Origin of the sequence: Micromonospora sp. NPDC005305, from assembly GCF_040607315.1 — a bacterium.
GTDB lineage: Bacteria > Actinomycetota > Actinomycetes > Mycobacteriales > Micromonosporaceae > Micromonospora.
In genome coordinates this window covers 340,205-356,587 of sequence record NZ_JBEXGL010000001.1, presented here as the reverse complement: position 1 = coordinate 356,587, position 16,383 = coordinate 340,205, and the positions used below count along the sequence as shown (strand labels likewise).

The window sequence follows — 16,383 nt, the reverse complement described above, 5'->3', positions numbered from 1 at the left end:
CACGTCACCTCCGGACCCGGTCGTCAGCGGGCGACGACCGCGGCCACCTTGCTGATCGGCTCGGCCAGGGCGTTGATGCTGTCCGACAGTTCCTTGAGCTCGGTCTTGCTGAGCTGGGTGTGCAGCTTCCAGCCGTCGCCGGCCCGGTGCTTGCCGAGGGCGGTCTCGACGGCCGCGAACTCGGTGTCGAGCTGCTTGACCAGGTCGGGCGAGCGCTGCTCCAGGGCGGGGCGCAGCGCGGCGATGGCGGCCTTCGAGCCCTCCAGGTTGGCGTTGAAGTCCCAGAGGTCGGTGTGCGAGTACCGCTCCTCCTCGCCGGTGATCTTGCCGCTGGCGACCTCGTCGAGGAGCGCCTTGGCGCCGTTGGCGAGCTGGAGCGGCGTGAGCTTCTCGGCGTTGGCCTTGGCCACGATCGCCTTCACGTCGACGAGGAGCTGGTCGGCGATGGCGCCGTCCTTGCTGACGTCGCCGGTCGTCCACAGGTCCTTCTCGATCCGGTGGAAGCCGGTGAACTGCATGCCCTCCTCGACGACCTCCTCGCGGCCGTCGATCTTCGGGTCGAGGTCGCCGAAGCTCTCCGCGACCGGCTCGATCCGCTCCCAGTAGGTGCGGGCCACCGGGTACAGCTCCTTGGCCCGGGCCACGTCGTTGGCCTTGACCGCGGCCACGAACTCCTCGGTCTTGGTGAGCAGGGCGGCGGTCTGGCTCTGCACGTAACGCTGGTAGCTGGCGGTGGCCTGGCTGAGCGCGGCGTCGGGGGCGACGGTCGCGACCGTGCCGCTGACCTTCAGCGCGCCCCGGATGCCGCGGCCGCTCATGCCGGGCTTGCAGGCGGTCTCGTACGTGCCGGCGGGCAGTTCGACGCGCAGCTCGCGGCTCAGACCGGGGGCGATGTTCTCCACCTCGCCCATCACCCGGTCGCCGGCGGCGTAGACGTAGAACTCGTTGACCTTGGACCCGGAGTTGGTCACCTTGAAGGTCACCTGCCCGGCCTCGACCTCGGTGCTGTCGACCTCGCAGGCGCTGTCGGTGGCCTTGACGGCGATCGGGCCGCCGGCCTTGGCGTCGGAGTCGTCACCGCCCCCGCACCCGGCCAGTCCGGCGACGGCGAGCACCCCGGCGGCGGCGGGCACGACGAATCGAGTGGTACGCATCGGTGGTGTCTCCTCGGAAACGGGCGGGTCAGGCGCGCTGGGGCGCGGTGTCGGTGGAAGCCTCGGTGTCGGCCGGCTCGGCCGGCGTGCTCACGGCGTCGCCGGCCGGGGTCGGCGCGGGCGCGCCGGCGGTGGCCGGCGGGGCGGCGGGGCGGGCCGGGGTGGCCGGCTTGCGCAGGAAGAGGACGAGCACCGGGACCGCGTAGGCAACCCAGGCGATCATCTCCAGCACGGTCGGCGCGGCGGTGATGTTGAACATGCCCGCGAGGAGCGCGCCGTACCAGGCGTTCGGGTCGAGCGTCGAGGAGATGTCGAAGGCCTGGTTGTTCAGGCCGGGCAGCACGCCGGCCTCCTGGAAGTCGTGCACGCCGTACTTGAGGATGCCGGCGGCGACCAGGATGAGCAGCGCGCCCGTCCAGGTGAAGAACTTGCTCAGGTTGATCTTCAGGGCGCTGCGGTAGAGCAGGAAGCCGATCACCACGGCGGTGGCCACGCCACCGGCCAGGGAGAGCAGCGCGCCGGCGCCGGTGCCGCCGGCCGCGCTCTGCGCGGCGGAGTAGAAGATGAGCGCGGTCTCCAGGCCCTCCCGGATCACCGCGAGGAAGGCCATGCCGGCGACCGCGAGGGAGCCGACGGCGAGCGCGTCGGTGAGCTTGCCGCGCAACTCGCCGGCGATCGTGCGGGCGGCCGTGCGCATCCAGAAGATCATCCAGGTCACGAAGACCACGGCGGCCACCGAGGTGACGGCCTCGAACAGCTCGCGGTCCTCGGAGCGGGCCAGCAGCGAGGTCGAGGTGTACTCGATCAGCCAGCCGAAGACGACGGAGAGCACCACGGCCAGGCCGACACCGGCCCACACCTGCGGCAGCCGGTCACGCCGTTGCGACTTCACGAGGAAGGCGACCAGGATGCTGACCACCAGGGTCGCTTCCAGGCCCTCGCGCAGGCCGATCAGGTACGTGGCGAACATCGGTACTCCGTAGTCGGTAAGGCACGCCTCAGCTAACTTAGGGCAGCCATACCTTCCTCCTGATCGGGCCGGTCGTCAAGTCGTTCATGGCCATGTCACCCGGACCGTCCGCAGCCCGACACACGCAGATCACCGCGGCTTTCCCCCGCGTACGCGAAGGGGACCGGGACGGCCGCGCGGCGGCCGGCACCGATCCCCTCCGGGCGTGGACTCAGTAGCGGTAGTGCTCCGGCTTGAACGGGCCCTCCTGGGACACGCCAAGGTAGGCGGCCTGCTCCTTGGTGAGCGTGCTCAGCTTGGCGCCGAGCGCGCCCAGGTGCAGCCGGGCGACCTTCTCGTCCAGGTGCTTGGGGAGCACGTACACGCCGACCGGGTATTCGTCGGTCTTGGTGAAGAGCTCGATCTGGGCGATGGTCTGGTTGGCGAACGAGTTCGACATCACGAAGCTCGGGTGGCCGGTGGCGTTGCCGAGGTTCAGCAGGCGGCCCTCGGAGAGCACGATGATGGCGTGGCCGTCCTCGAAGCGCCACACGTCGACCTGCGGCTTGATGTTCTCCCGCGTCACGTCGGAGCGCTTCGACAGGCCGGCCATGTCGATCTCGTTGTCGAAGTGGCCGATGTTGCCGACGATGGCCTGGTGTTTCATCCGGGCCATGTGCTCGTGGGTGATGACGTCGAAGCAGCCGGTGGCCGTGATGAAGATGTCGGCCTGCTCGACCACGTCGTCCAGGGTGGCCACCTGGTAGCCGTCCATCGCCGCCTGCAGGGCGCAGATCGGGTCGACCTCGGTCACCACGACCCGGGCGCCCTGGCCGCGCAGGGACTCGGCGCAGCCCTTGCCCACGTCGCCGTAGCCCATGACGACGGCCATCTTGCCGCCGATGAGCACGTCGGTGGCGCGGTTGATGCCGTCGATGAGCGAGTGGCGGCAGCCGTACTTGTTGTCGAACTTGCTCTTGGTCACCGAGTCGTTGACGTTGATGGCCGGGAAGAGCAGGGTGCCGGCCCGGTGCATCTCGTAGAGCCGGTGCACGCCGGTGGTGGTCTCCTCGGTCACGCCCTTGATGCCGGCGGCGATCCGGGTCCAGCGCTGGCCGTCCTCGGCGAGCGAGCGGTGCAGCAGCTGGAGGATCACCGCGTATTCCTCGGAGTCGGCCGACTCGACCGGCGGCACGACGCCGGCCTTCTCGAACTCGGCGCCCTTGTGCACGAGCAGGGTGGCGTCGCCGCCGTCGTCGAGGATCATGTTCGGGCCCTGCCCGTCGGGCCAGGTGAGCACCTGCTCGGTGCACCACCAGTATTCCTCCAGGCTCTCGCCCTTCCAGGCGTAGACCGGGACACCGGCCGGGGCCTCGGGGGTGCCCTCCGGGCCGACGACGATCGCGGCGGCGGCGTGGTCCTGGGTGGAGAAGATGTTGCAGGACGCCCAGCGGACCTGCGCGCCGAGCGCGACCAGGGTCTCGATCAGGACGGCGGTCTGGATGGTCATGTGCAGCGAGCCGGTGATGCGGGCGCCGGCGAGCGGCTGGGCCTCGGCGAACTCGCGACGGATCGCCATCAGCCCGGGCATCTCGTGCTCGGCGAGCCGGATCTCCTTACGCCCGAACGCGGCGAGCGACAGATCCGCCACCTTGTAGTCGCCCTCGGCGAGGGTGCTCGGCCGGGCTCCGGACGACGCGCCACGGGGGGCCGCCGGGAGGGTGCTGGTCATGGAAGCTCCTGTCGAACGAAGACTGCGCAGCCTTCCACCTTACGCGCGTGGATTTCTCCTCCCCTGCCCGGTTGGCCGACAAGACGGTGGCCCGGTCGGCGGACAGCGCACGGGGCGGTCGGTCGTGAACGGACTTTCCGCTCACGGCCCGGCCGCCCCGTGCATCCCCCCGGTTTGGTTCCCCCGCGCGTTACCGAGACCTTCGTCGCGACAACGCTGCGTACCCATAGAGTCACACCGCGTCACGACCCCGTCAAGCCATTTCGGGAAAGTCGGACTTCTGCGGGGCCTGGATCAGGGTCAGCGCACGCCGGCGGTGGCGACGAACGCCTCGCCGTCGCCGCCGAGCACCAGCGGGCCACCCACCGCCGCGCCGATCGCCGCCCGGCCGGCCGTCAGGGTGACGCGACCCACCCCGTCGTCGACGACGAGCTCGCCGGCGCGGCAGAGCACCACCCGCGGGCCGGGCAGCGGCAGCCGCACCTCCGGGCCGCCCGGCGTCACCTCGACCCGGTGCAGGGCGAAGTCCTCCACCGGCACCGGCCAGGTCACCACCCCGGGCGCCACCGGCTCCGGCCGGACCACCGGCTCGTCGAGCACCTCGAAGCGCAGCACCCGCAGCAGCTCGTCCACGTCCACGCGCTTCGGGGTGAGCCCACCGCGCAGCACGTTGTCGCTCGCCGCCATGATCTCCACGCCCGTGCCCCGCAGGTAGGCGTGCATGTTGCCGGCCGGCATCCAGATCGCCTCGCCCGGCGCCAGCCGGACGTGGTGCAGCAGCAGCGCCACCACCACGCCCGGGTCGGCCGGGTAGTCGGCCGCCAGGGCCCGGGCCAGGTCGGCGTCCGGCCCGGCGACCTCCGCGGCCAGCACGTCCGCCACCAGCCCGGCCCGCTCCGCCGCCGGCCAGCTCAACAGCAGGCGTACGGCCTCCCGCAGCCCCGCCGGCCCGGTGCGCAGCGCCGCCACCACCGGCTCCAGCGCGGGTACGCCGAACGCCGCGATCGCCGCCGCCGACCCGGCCGGGTCGCGGAACCCGCAGAGCGCCTCGAACTCCGACAGCGCGACCAGCAGCTCCGGCTTGTGGTACGGGTCGACGTAGTTCACCCGGTCCGCGTCCGCGGCGTAGCCGGCCCGGGCCTGCTCGGCGTTCGGGTGGGCCTGGAGGCTCAGCGGAGCGTCCGCGGCCAGCACCTTCAACAGGAACGGCAGCCGGGTGCCGAACCGGCCGACCAGGCGCTCGCCCAGCCAGTGCGCCGGTTCGGCGACCAGCAGGTCGGTGAGGTCGACCGGGGCGCCGTCCCGGTCCACCGTGGCCGGGGCGCCCGGGTGGGCGCCCAGCCACAGCTCGGCCTCCGGCCCGGCGCTCGGCACCGGACGCCCCTGCAACTCCGCGATGCCCGTGCGGGAACCCCAGGCGTAGTCGCGGATCCGGCCCTGCAACAGCTCCACGGTCAGCTCCCGGGCCGTCCGGCGGTCTCGTCGCTGCCGGATTCCGTGTCGGCCTGCGGGACGGCGGTGGGCGCGGCCTGCCCGGTGCCCGCGCGGTCCGCCGCCACGCTGTAGATGTCCGGCTCCAGGTAGATGACCCGGGCGATCGGCACGGCGGCGCGGATCCGCGCCTCGACGGCGTTGATGCCCCGGGCCACTTCCTCGGCGGTCTCGCAGGGCGCCACCCCGATCTTCGCAGCCACCATCAGCTCCTCCGGGCCCAGGTAGAGCGTCTTCATGTGGATGATCCGCTCGACCTCCGGCCCCTCGGTCACGGCCCGCTCGATCTTGGCCAGATCGTGGCGCTCCGCGCCCTCACCGAGCAGCAGGCTCTTGGTCTCGATGGCCAGCGTGATCGCGATGACCACCAGCAGCACACCGATCATCCCGGTGCCGACCGCGTCCCACATGCCGTTGCCGGTAATCAGCGTCATTCCCACGCCGAACAGCGCGAAGACCAGACCGATCAGCGCGCCGAAGTCCTCCAGCAGCACCACCGGCAGCTCCGGGGCCTTGGCCCGGCGGATGAACCGCACCCAGGACTGGTTGCCCCGGATCTGGTTGGACTCCTGGATGGCGGTCCGGAACGAGAAGCTCTCCATGGCGATCGCGATCACCAGGACGGCCACCGGAACCCACTGCCACTCGGTGATCGGCTCCGGGTGCTGCGCCTTGTGGTACGCCTCGTACAGCGCGAAGAGGCCACCGACGCTGAACAGCACGATCGCCACGATGAACGCGTAGATGTAGCGCTCCCGGCCGTAGCCGAACGGGTGCTCCGGGGTGGCCTCGCGCTTGGCCCGCCGGCCGCCGAGCAGCAGCAGGCCCTGGTTGCCCGAGTCGGCGACCGAGTGGATCGACTCGGCCAGCATCGACGAGGAGCCGGTCAGCAGGAACGCGATGAACTTGGTGACGGCGATGCCGACGTTGGCCGCCAGGGCGGCCACGATCGCCCTCGTTCCACCGTTGGCGCTCATGCCTCTCCCCGCCCGATGCCGCACGTGCTCACTGGTTCGCCAGCTCCTTCATCTCGGTGATGGCCGGCACGGCCATCGGGTCCAGTCCGTGTGCCAGAGCGAGGTAGACCGAGGCGAAGTCCGGGACCGCCATCAGCGAGGCGAGCCGCTCCAGCGCGGACCCGCCCTCCGCGGTGACCACGTCGCAGCGCACCCCGCGCCGCTCGGCGAGGGTCTGCACCGCGTCCGCGCGGCGCTCCTCCACGGCCAGCGGCTCGTCGGTGTCGTCCTCGGCATTCAGGCCGCCGTCGCGCAGCAGCACCAGCCGCAGCCGGGTGGCGTCGCCGTCGGTCTCGCCGGGGTCGGCGAAGATGTCCCGCTCCCCCTCGACCAGGCCACCGAAGACGCCGTCGAGCAGGCCGACCCGACCTCGGCCCGCCTCGCCCAGCGCCCCGGTGACCACCGGGTAGCGGGCGTTGGCGGACAGCGTGTCACCGAACCGGCGGGCCGCCACGGTCGCCAGCGGGGAGGAGCCCCAGACGATCGGGATCGACCCGGACAGGCCCAGGGCCAGCGACTTCGCCGGGTTCACGAAGGACTCGGCGGTGGGCCGGCACCGGTCGGCGTCGGCGTCCAGCCGGGCCGCGGTCTCGGCCAGATCCGCCTCGTTGACCTTCACAAGCCCGAGCGTACGGGCGGCCAGCAGGACCGGCACGGTGAGCGCCCAGAGGCTGGCCCGGGCCGGGGCGCGCCGGGGCACCGGGATGAACGGCGCCCGGGCCCGCTCGGCCACCGACTGGAGCTGCGAGTCCGGGGCGCCGACGGCGACCAGGCGGGCACCCCGCCGGTGGGCGGCCTCGGCGGCGCCCAGCGCCTCGGGGCTGCGGCCGGAGGCACTCACCGCGATGACCACGTCCGCCGCGCCCACCCAGCCGGGCACGCCGGCGCTGCGGTGCGGGATCACCGGCACCGGGCAACGCGGCCCGGCAACCGTGGCCAGCACGTCGCCGGTGCGCCCGGCGGTGCCGATGCCCGCGATGACCACCGCCCGCGGGCGGCCCTCATCGGCGAGGACGGTCAGGTTCGCCTCGGCGGCCAGCGCCGCCGACTCACGGACCTGGGCACCGGCGGAGGCGGTGAACCGGAGCATCCCGCCCGGGTCGTGCTCGGCCAGCCGGTCCGGATTGTCCAGCAATGACTCGTCCGCGTGCCGGTGCCCGCTGACCCCGGCCGTGCCCTCCATCATCGCGGCGACGCGGAGCCGCCGCGCGCGTCGTCCGCCGCGGGGCCGCCGCGCGCCTCGTCGAGGAGCAGCACCGGGACGTCGTCCCGGACCTCGAAGATCCGACCGCACTCGGTGCAGGTCAACGTCTGGGCCTGCGGGTCGTAGTCGAGCGGGGCGTGGTGCGTGTCCGGGCAGGCGAGGATCTCGAGCAACTGCGGGTCCAGGGCCACGGCGCGGCTCCTTCCACGTATGCGGTCTCACCGGTCGGCGGTGCCGTCCGGCGCACGCGATCTTATCGGCGAACCGGCACGGGCACCTCGCCACATCTCGACACCCGGCGGCCGGTGCGCGGCGACCCGGTCAGGTCACCGTCACCCACCGTCACCGTAACCCCGGCGGCCGGCCGGGTTCCGGTTCAGCGCGGCACGCGGGGCAGCACGGTGGTGGCGTCGCCGCCCGCGGCGGCCGGCGGCTCGCCGTCCGGCCGGTCGGCCGTGGCCGTGGGGGCGCCGTAGACGCTCCCGCTCGGGCGCGGCGTCGGGGCGGGCGGCTGCTGCCCGTACACCTGACCGGCGGGCGCGCCGGAGCGGTAGGTCGTGCTGCCGTGCGGGAGCGGGACGGGCGGGTGACCGGCGCCCGGCTGCCCGTCCGTCTTCTCCGCACGGTTCCGGCGGACCAGCAGCACGATCAGCGCGACGCCGACGAGCACCAGTGCGATGCCGAACCACATGATCGGGGAACCTCCGGAGGACGAGTCGTCGGCCGCGGTGCCGTCGGCCGGGTCGAGCGCGGCAGCCACCGCCGAGGTGGTGGCGTCCTCGGCCGGCGTGGTCGCGGCCGCGCTCGGGGTGGGGGTCGGCGAGGGCTTGCGGGACGGCGTCGGGCTGGCGGTGGGCTCCGCACCCACCACCCGGGCCGAGGCGGCGGACCGGCCGAGGACCCGACCGTTCGCGGCGCTCGCCTCGCCGACCACGTCCAGCCGCCCGCCGGTCGCGCCGGCCAGGAAGGCCACCCGGTAGCGGACCGTCATCCCCTTGCCCTTGCAGAGCCCCGGGTTGGCGGGTGAGGTCTGCGCCGTGGCGACCGCGCCGCCACCGCCGGACACCGGCACCGGCACCCACCGGCCACCGCTGGCCACGTGCACCTGGACCTGGTCCGCCCGCAGGCCGTCGAGCCGCAGCCCCAGCGCGGTGCGGAGCAGCACGCAGCCGTCGGTGCGCTTGCGCACCTCGACCGCCACCGTGCCCGCCGAGCCACCGGCCGTGAAGCGGCTCGCCGAGCGCACCTCCACCCGGTCGTCGGCGGCCAGCGCCGGGGACGCCGCGCCGGCCACCAGGCCGCCCAGCATCACGCCGACCGTGGCCCACCGCGCCGCGTGTCGCCTCACCGACATCTCCACCTCACCGCTTCCGCCCCGGACGGGATCCGCCGGTCAGGTTACTACCGGCCTGGAGGGGCACCCGCTCATCGAGCACCCCGCATGTGTGCCGCGACACCCCGCGCCACCCGCTCCATCCTCGAGGCGACCCGGCCCGCCCGCATGATCAATTCCGGCCGTTCGTCGCCCGGGCCGCCGTGGCCCCTCGGCGCGGCAGCCGGCCGACGAGCGGCTGGAGATCTTGGACACTTACCGTTCGCCACGAACGGCAACTGTCCAAGATTCACATCGACGCGCGGCAGAGCCGGTCGGCCGTGCGGGTTGTTTCCGGCAGCCGGTAGCGGGGCGTCAACGCCAGCACCCGGTCGGCCGCGTTGTCCAGACTCATCCGGTGCCCGACGCTGACGAAGACCGGCTTCACGCCGTCGCGGGTCCGCAGCACCCGGCCCACCACCTCGCCGCCGTCGCGCAGCGGCGTCCAGGCGCCCCGCTCCCGCCCCGGCTCGTCCCAGACCCCGACCAGCGGCGTCTTCCCCACCCCGATCGCGGGCAGCCCGGTCACCAGCCCGAGATGGCAGGCCAGCCCGAACCGGCGCGGATGCGCCAACCCGTGCCCGTCGCAGACCAGCAGGTCCGGCCGGACGGTCAACCGGTCCAGGGCCGCCAGCAACGCGGGCAGCTCACGGAAGGCGAACAGCCCCGGCACATAGTCGAACGCCGGCCGGCCCACACTCACCGCCTCGTCCACCACGGCGAGGGTGGTCGCGTCCAGCACCGTGACGGCCGCCGCGAGCCGGTCACCGCTCTCGGCGTAGGCGACGTCCAGCCCGGCGACCGTCGCGGGCGCCGTCGGCCCCGGCCCGACCAGATCGACCTTCGACCGCAACTCCTCCTGCACGCGCAGCGCCTCCGCCACGTCGGCCGGCGGGCGGTACGGCACTCCGCCGCCCGTCACGGCCGACCGACCTCCCCGTCAGCATCGCGGGGACCATCGGGACCGCCCTGGCCCGGCTTCGGCCCACCGGACTGGCGGGGATGCCGGTCGGCATCAGGCTCGATGCTCTGATCTCGGTACGAGACGCGGGCCACCTCGGCATGCGGCCCCGCGGTCCGGTCAGAATTCTGGCCGGGCTTGCGGGCAGGGGCGTTGATCAGCGCGATCGCGAAGGCCACGCCGATGCCGATCCCGAAGGCCGCGCCTGCGGCGCCGCCGATCGTGAGCAGGCCGATCACCAGCCCGATCAGCAGGCCCGCGGCCCAGGAGGCGGCCTGCCGTCGCGGCGAACCCGTCATCGCCCCACCGTAGCCAACCCTGTCCGGGTCACTGGCCGACGCGGCCGTCGATCAGCTCGCGCAGCAGGTCGGCGTGGCCGTTGTGCCGGGCGTACTCCTCGATCATGTGCACCAGCAGCTCCCGCAGCGAGATCTCCCCGTCGCCGTGCCGCCCCTTGACGTCCAGGTTCGGGGCCTCGGCGACGAACCGCTCCGCGTACGCGACCTCCTCCCGCCAGGCCGCCCAGGCGTCCTCGACCACGGCGGGGTCGCCCACCGCGCCGCGGAAGTCGGCGTCCGGGTCCGCCGGGGTCCGCCAGATCCGCGGTGCGTCCTCGCCGGCCATGGTGCGGCGGAACCAACCCCGCTCCACCTCCGCCATGTGCCGGACCAACCCCAGCAGCGACATGGGCGACGGGGGGACCGAGCGCCGAGCCAACTGCTCGGCGTCGAGGCCGGCGCACTTGAGTTCGAGGGTGAGGCGCTGGTCCCGCAGGTAGTTGACCAGGACGCTCACCTCGTCGTCGAACCCGCCCTCCGAACGGGGGTCGTCCTCCGGTCTGACGAACATGTTCGACCAGGCGAACTGAGGAGTGGGCCGATCAGTGTCGGTGCTGGTACCCGCGTCAGACATGCCCGGACCTTCTCGCCGTGGGACGGCGGTTGCAAGGCATTTTGCAGGCGGGTCAGGGCGCGGCAGTGGCGATGGTGGGGTCGGCGCCGGGATCCCCGGCCTGCTGAAGCTGCTCCTCGAACATCACGAACGTCCGCCGATGTATGCCCTTGATCAACGCCGCCTCCTCGACCGTCGGCCGTCGGCGTTCCGCATCGGCGGCGTCCGCGATGGCTTTCACTGTCTCGTAGAGCGCGAAGACGGGCCCCTCACCCCTGAGGTATCGACCTCGTTGGTACTCCGTCCGCTGGACGAACTGATCCGCAGTCAGGACGCTGACCTCTCCACCAACGGCGAACAGGATCTCGTCGACGAGATCCGTTGCCGGCTCCCACCCGCCGCTGTCGATCGACAGCCGCCAGGCCATGAGGCCACCCTCAGTCGTCGGCACCATCTTCACGGGGGACCTGTAGTAGCTGAAGTAGGCAGGCAGCTCCAGGTCGGGCATGTCAGTCACGCGTGCGATCCCTCGCCATCGATATCTGCAACGCTTCCCAGAAGTAATGCCGGGCTTGGTGGAGAAGACCGCCCCGCAGCGCGCGCTCCATGGTCGACATGCTACGACCCTCGTGTCCGGCAACCGCCTTCAGATCACGCCCAACCTCGTACAGCGCGTGTTCCCACTCGGCTACCCGATCAAGCGCTTTCAACTGCAGACGAAATTCGGCAATGTGCCCGGTCGACGTGCGCAACATCATGAGGATGTCGCGATACCCGCTCTGCTGCGGCACAACTAGGCGGTCTTCAAAATAGACGATGTCATTTCCCAGTTCTCGATGAAGCGACCCGAGAGCGCTGTACAAGTCAGCCAGGTCGTTGAAGGAAACACTGGCGGCAGCCAGGTCAGTCAGCGACGACACGTCCCCGCCGTACTTCACCACCTTGTCCTCGGCACGCCGCCTGTCCTTCGGCCCCGGCCTCGGTTTCGCTTCCGCTTTCCCAGCCGAGCGCAATGCCAGGCTTCGCGCGAGACTCGTTACTTCTGGCTGCACGAGAGCTGCATCTCGGTAGAGCTGATCAAGATACTGTCCACGATATGCCGGGTCGTTGCGGCGGGCCTGGTCGAAGCCGGGTTGAACCGGATCGCGTCCTCCCACCTCACACGACGCACTGACTTGGCGTTGTTCCTCGGTTAGAGGAGTAGCCGCAGCCTTAATTGAAGCCTCTCGTGCTACCACCACTGGCCCCCGCTCCGCGATGTCATTCAATGCCGCACCGAGGACGTCGATCGCCTTCTGGTGGGTGGCCAGGTGGTGCAGGGTGACCGGGCGGGCGGTCAGCGAGTTGGCGAGTTCCGGTGTCGAGAGGATCATCCGGACCAGGTCGGGGCGTTGCGCGAGCTGCCGTACCAGGGTTTCGGCCAGCAGCTCCTCGCCTCGGGGTGGCGCCTCCCACGTGTGGTCGAGCATCTGCCTGGCGCGTGGGTCGGCGAGCAGTCGCGTCAGGTCAGCGGCCGCCGTCGCATCCAGCTCCGGCACCAGCCGTTGCAGCGTCGGCACGTCGGCGTGTTGTGCCAGCTCGACCGGTGTCACCCCGGCTGCGAAGACCTCGTCCAGGCTCCCGCTCGCGGCCAGCGCATCCCGCACGTACAGCCCGGCGGCGATCCGGTCGGCGTGCGCGTCACGGTGCGCGTTCCGCAGCTGGGCCGCCTCCGGCTCCGCGTCCGGAGCGCTGCCGGGGAACGAGGTGCCGTCCGGCCGGTGGTGGAGGGTGGTGGATTCGCCGAGCAGGTGGACGTGGTTGAAGTCCGGGGCATCGCCGTCGTCGGCCGGCGGTGGCGGTTCGAGCGGTCGGGGCGGGGCCGGTGGTTCCACCGGGTCGGGCAGCACGTTGAAGTCACCCGGTGGCCGGCCCACCAGCGGCATCGGACGACCGTCGGGACCGAGCACCAGGGCATCGACCGCCACCACGTTGTGGGGGTTGCGGATGCCGCTGTGCGTGTAGAGCGGATGTGTCCCCACCCGGCCGGCCTGCGGGTCGAGGTAGAGGATCATGCCGTTCTGGTTCAGCGCCACCCAGGCGTGTGACCCACCGCCCTCGTAGGTGGTGATGAGGAACGCGTAGCTGCCGTGGCCACCCGCCAGGAGCTGCCCGTGCAGGTCGCGGTAACCGCCCTCGATCACCTCGCGCGTCTCGCGGTCGCGGGCTCCCGGCAGCGCGGTCGGACAGAGGTTCTGGAACCGTCCGCCGGTGGTCTCCTCGACCCGGCGAGGCCCGTCCGCCTCGCCGCCCACGGGCTGACGGACATCCCCGAGGAGGTAGCCGTCGAAGGTACGCGGAGCGGAGACCCGCGGCCGGCCGTGCATCCAGGTCTCGAAGAGCGACAACGTGCAGTCCAGGCAGTTGATGCCCCGGGTGGCGTCCGCGGCGGGTCCACCGTCGTTCGCCAGCTGGAACCACCCGCCCTGGCGGGGATCGGCGGTCCGCACCACACTGCCGTCGGGGTGGCGCGGCATCTGGCGCTCCAGGTCGGTCTGGTGCAGCGCGAGCGGTGGCCGGAGGCCGCCCCGGATGCCGTACCGGCGCGAGCGGTCGATGGGCGGTGGATGGCCGTGGCCGGTGAGCGCCGAGTGGTCCACGGTCTCCACGGCACCGAGCGCGAGGTCGGCGACATCGTCGTTGATCCGGTAGAAGTCGAGGTCGTCCTCGACCATCACCTCGGCGGGCAGCAGCTCGCCGGCACGCACTGCCTCAGCCGCGTCGACCGCTCGGTAGTGGAGCCGCTCCCTGCGCCGCCCCTCGCGGACGTGCTGGTCGGCGAGGTCTTGTCGCCCCGCCTCGCGCAGCTCGTGCGCCCGCCTGAGAAGCCAGCGCGCGGCTTCATAATGCTGCTCGGCCAGGTCGCGCAGTTCCCTGAGCTGGCCCTGCCGCCTGTTCTCCTCATACAGCTTTCGCTGGTGTTGGAGGTAGCCCCGATAGCGGCGCCGGTCGAGGGCTTCCCGGTCCGCCGCGAGTCGCGCGGCCCGTTCCTGGGACGTCGTCCCATGCGGCGGCAGCGGGTCAAAGGGGCCGGGCAGCGTCGACGGAGGGTCGGCCGCGGGGCGCTGTGGAGCCAGCGCCTCCAGTAGAGGGAAACGGGGGTTCGGCGCGGGCCGGGGGTCTGGTCCGCTGACCGACGACCCCGGTCCTGGGTCGTTGGCCGGTGGGGTGTGCGGGGGCGCCGACGGGGTGGCCAGCGACCCGGTGCGCCCGGTCGTGGCGCTCACCCCGGTTTGGTCCGATGGCACCGATACCAGCCCGTGTGGGGCAGCGGTGGCAGACGCATCCACCATGCCCGGCGAGGCCGCCGCCTGCATCGGCGCCATGTGGTTCGGCGTGCCGAAGTCGGGCAGCCCAGGGGTCTTGACCGGACCGGACTTCGGCTCGGCGGTGTCGGCACCGGGCGCTCCCGCAACGGGCGCTTCGACGGCCACGGCCGAGAGCGTCAGGCTCGCTGTGGTCTCCAGCCGGGCTGGGTTCGTCGTCACCGCCGCGTTCGGAGCGTCGGTCGTCACCTCCACGTCCACCGGATGAACCGGTGAAGCACCGACACCTGCCGCCACCTGGACGGACGGGGGCTGCGCCGGAGGCCCGCCGCCGACGAGGGACGACGGAAGGTTCGACGCCGGCGCCGAGTCGGCCGCCCCGGGATGGGTCACCGGTGCGGGATCCCCGAGGAGCGTGACCGGTTCCGGCATCCGCTGGGAGGGAATGAGGCCGGTGGACGGCGAGAGCCCCAGGTCCAGCGGCTGCGCGGGAAGACCGGACAGCTTCTCGTCGAGCCGGTGGTGCAGCGCGCTGTCGGCCTGTCCGGTGGCGGAGCCGCTGGCGCCGGAGGCCGCCGCCCGGGCGATGTCCTCCAGCGACAGGTCCTGACCGGTGGCGAGCCCCGCCGCGCTCTCGGCCAGGGTCTCGCCGGCCATCTCCCGCCCGAGGCGCTCCCCAACCTGGGCGAACCGCCCGTGCGCGTGCCGCCCGAGGCCGGCCAGCGGCGCGGCCGCACCACCGGCGAAGCCACCCAGCCCCGACGTGCCCACGTCGGTCAGGTCCAGGCCGTCACGCCGGCCCGTGGAGTTCTGGTACGCCTGGGTCGCCAGGCTGGTGCCGGCCTCCTGCCCCGCCTCCACCAGTCCGCCCAGTGCGGCCCGGCGGGCGAGCCCGCGGGCACCGCTCTTCACGACCTCCTTGGCGGCCCGTTCGCCGGCCTCCTTCAGCCCCTCCTTGACGGCCTTGCGGGCCAACTGGGCCACCAGCCGCTCGAAGATCTGCTGCACCGCGACGCGGCTGGCCGTGATCGCAGCCCCGGCCGCCGGCGACGCGGCGCCCATGGTCAGCACGGTGGCCACCGCGAGCGAGAGCAACTCGACGACCAGGATGCCCAGCTCGATCCAGGCTTCGAGCTTGGCGCCCTCGATGTCGCAGCCGCACGAGTCGACCAGCTTGCCCAGCTCGCCGGTCGCCGTCACGAGGACGTGCAGCGGCGCGTCCTCGCCCTCGGCGACCTTGCCCCACGCGATGTCGAACGCCTGCGCCACCAGGCCGACGCCGCCGTATCCGCTGCGGACCTCACCGGCAGCGGTGGTGGCGTCGTTCCGCGGGCCGGCCAGGACGTCTGCTACGCCGTACCACTGGTCGGCCAGGTCCCAGACGGCCCGTTCGTTGCCCTCCGGCCACTCCACGCCGACGACCCAGTCGAGCGCCTCGTAGATCCAGCCGGGCACGTCCCAGGGGCAGTGGTCGAGCGGGTGCGGGATCGGGCTGGGCAGCATGCTCACGCGCGGATCCTCCGGTGGTCAGCGCCAGGGCCGGTGCGGGTTGTGCTGCTGGTGCGGGACCTCGCCGATCTGGCGGGCGTTGGTCAGGTCGGTCTCGACCGTGGCGACGACGGAACGCACCACGTCGGTGCCCAGCCCCTCGAGTGAGCGGCCGAGAATCTCCCAGGCGCGCAGCAGGGTTTCCGCGTAGCCCTGGTAGTGCTTGTCGAAGGCGGCACCGATGTCGTCCCGGCCCCACGGACGCTGGCCGCCGGCCGCCGCGATCGGGTCGCCCGTCTCCCGGCGGGAGGTGGTGACGGCCTCCCCGGCCAGGGCCAGGTCGGCGCCCCCGCGCCGGGCCCGGACAGGATCCAGCCAGATCTCCCCATGGGACATGCCGTCACTCGCCGCGGGACAGGACGGCGTCGGCACGGCCCAGCAGTGCCCCGAAGTCATGGGTACGCAGGAATTCCACCGACGGCGAGCCGGGCGGCAGGTAGTCGGCGACCAGCTCACGGGTCGCGGTGACCGCGGCGCGGGACGCCCGCAGCACGGTGTCGGTGATCTTCCGGCTCAGCGCGCCGGCGTCCCGGTCGCGGAACACCGAGGGAGCGACCTCGACGCTGATCAGCTCGCCGCGGGCGCCCACGACCGCCGTCACCTGGCCGTCGTCGGAGCGCTCGGTCACCCGCAGCTCCGCGAGCCGAATCTGCAGTTCGTCCAAACCGGACCGAAGTCGCTGGTACTGGCCGTACACCTCGTCGAACCGCGCACGCAGCGCGCGGTTCGCGTCCCGGTCAGCGCTCTCGGCCACGCCGCT

The 16,383-nt window shown here is 72.5% G+C and carries 15 protein-coding genes; all 15 read right to left on the bottom strand.

Annotated features, from left to right (window positions below):
- Positions 1-23 precede the first annotated feature (23 nt).
- The gene (efeO, locus tag ABZS80_RS01695) at positions 24-1,154 is read right to left on the bottom strand and encodes an iron uptake system protein EfeO (RefSeq protein WP_355053944.1); all 1,131 of its coding nucleotides are present in this window, start codon (positions 1,152-1,154) and stop codon (positions 24-26) included.
- Positions 1,155-1,182: 28 nt separating this feature from the next.
- Entirely contained in the window at positions 1,183-2,124 is a 942-nt protein-coding gene (gene efeU / locus ABZS80_RS01690) for an iron uptake transporter permease EfeU (RefSeq protein ID WP_355053943.1), read from the bottom strand.
- A 211-nt stretch (positions 2,125-2,335) separates the two neighbouring features.
- The gene (gene ahcY, locus ABZS80_RS01685) at positions 2,336-3,835 is read right to left on the bottom strand and encodes an adenosylhomocysteinase (protein WP_355053942.1); all 1,500 of its coding nucleotides are present in this window, start codon (positions 3,833-3,835) and stop codon (positions 2,336-2,338) included.
- Positions 3,836-4,135: 300 nt separating this feature from the next.
- Positions 4,136-5,287, bottom strand: a complete 1,152-nt coding sequence (gene manA, locus ABZS80_RS01680) for a mannose-6-phosphate isomerase, class I (protein ID WP_355053941.1) — start codon at positions 5,285-5,287, stop codon at positions 4,136-4,138.
- Positions 5,288-5,289: 2 nt separating this feature from the next.
- Complete coding sequence (locus ABZS80_RS01675; RefSeq protein ID WP_355053940.1) at positions 5,290-6,303, bottom strand: cation diffusion facilitator family transporter; 1,014 nt, start codon at positions 6,301-6,303, stop codon at positions 5,290-5,292.
- Positions 6,304-6,331: 28 nt separating this feature from the next.
- Entirely contained in the window at positions 6,332-7,528 is a 1,197-nt protein-coding gene (locus tag ABZS80_RS01670; RefSeq protein WP_355053939.1) for an SIS domain-containing protein, read from the bottom strand.
- Positions 7,525-7,737 carry a Trm112 family protein gene (locus tag ABZS80_RS01665; RefSeq protein ID WP_151465048.1) on the bottom strand — a complete coding sequence of 71 codons (213 nt, stop codon included), beginning with the start codon at positions 7,735-7,737 and terminating at the stop codon, positions 7,525-7,527. The genes ABZS80_RS01670 and ABZS80_RS01665 overlap by 4 nt, the downstream gene beginning before the upstream one ends.
- 185 nt (positions 7,738-7,922) lie before the next feature.
- Entirely contained in the window at positions 7,923-8,900 is a 978-nt protein-coding gene (locus tag ABZS80_RS01660; RefSeq protein WP_355053938.1) for a hypothetical protein, read from the bottom strand.
- A gap of 268 nt (positions 8,901-9,168) precedes the next feature.
- On the bottom strand, positions 9,169-9,840 hold the full coding sequence (nfi, locus tag ABZS80_RS01655) for a deoxyribonuclease V (RefSeq protein WP_355053937.1): 672 nt from the start codon (positions 9,838-9,840) through the stop codon (positions 9,169-9,171).
- Entirely contained in the window at positions 9,837-10,178 is a 342-nt protein-coding gene (locus ABZS80_RS01650) for a hypothetical protein (RefSeq protein ID WP_355053936.1), read from the bottom strand. Before ABZS80_RS01650 ends, nfi begins: the two co-directional genes overlap by 4 nt.
- Before the next feature lie 28 nt (positions 10,179-10,206).
- Positions 10,207-10,791: a DinB family protein gene (locus ABZS80_RS01645; protein ID WP_355053935.1), complete on the bottom strand. Its 585-nt coding sequence runs from the start codon at positions 10,789-10,791 to the stop codon at positions 10,207-10,209.
- A 52-nt stretch (positions 10,792-10,843) separates the two neighbouring features.
- A complete protein-coding gene (locus tag ABZS80_RS01640; RefSeq protein ID WP_355054189.1) occupies positions 10,844-11,278 on the bottom strand; it encodes a hypothetical protein in 435 nt (144 codons plus the stop codon).
- A gap of 1 nt (position 11,279) precedes the next feature.
- Positions 11,280-15,578, bottom strand: coding sequence for a toxin glutamine deamidase domain-containing protein (locus ABZS80_RS01635; protein ID WP_355054188.1), 4,299 nt, complete (start codon positions 15,576-15,578; stop codon positions 11,280-11,282).
- A 24-nt stretch (positions 15,579-15,602) separates the two neighbouring features.
- Positions 15,603-15,959: a hypothetical protein gene (locus ABZS80_RS01630; protein ID WP_355053934.1), complete on the bottom strand. Its 357-nt coding sequence runs from the start codon at positions 15,957-15,959 to the stop codon at positions 15,603-15,605.
- Between the two features lie 4 nt (positions 15,960-15,963).
- Positions 15,964-16,377 (bottom strand): YbaB/EbfC family nucleoid-associated protein, encoded by a 414-nt coding sequence (locus ABZS80_RS01625; RefSeq protein ID WP_355053933.1) that lies wholly within the window; start codon positions 16,375-16,377, stop codon positions 15,964-15,966.
- Positions 16,378-16,383 lie beyond the last annotated feature (6 nt).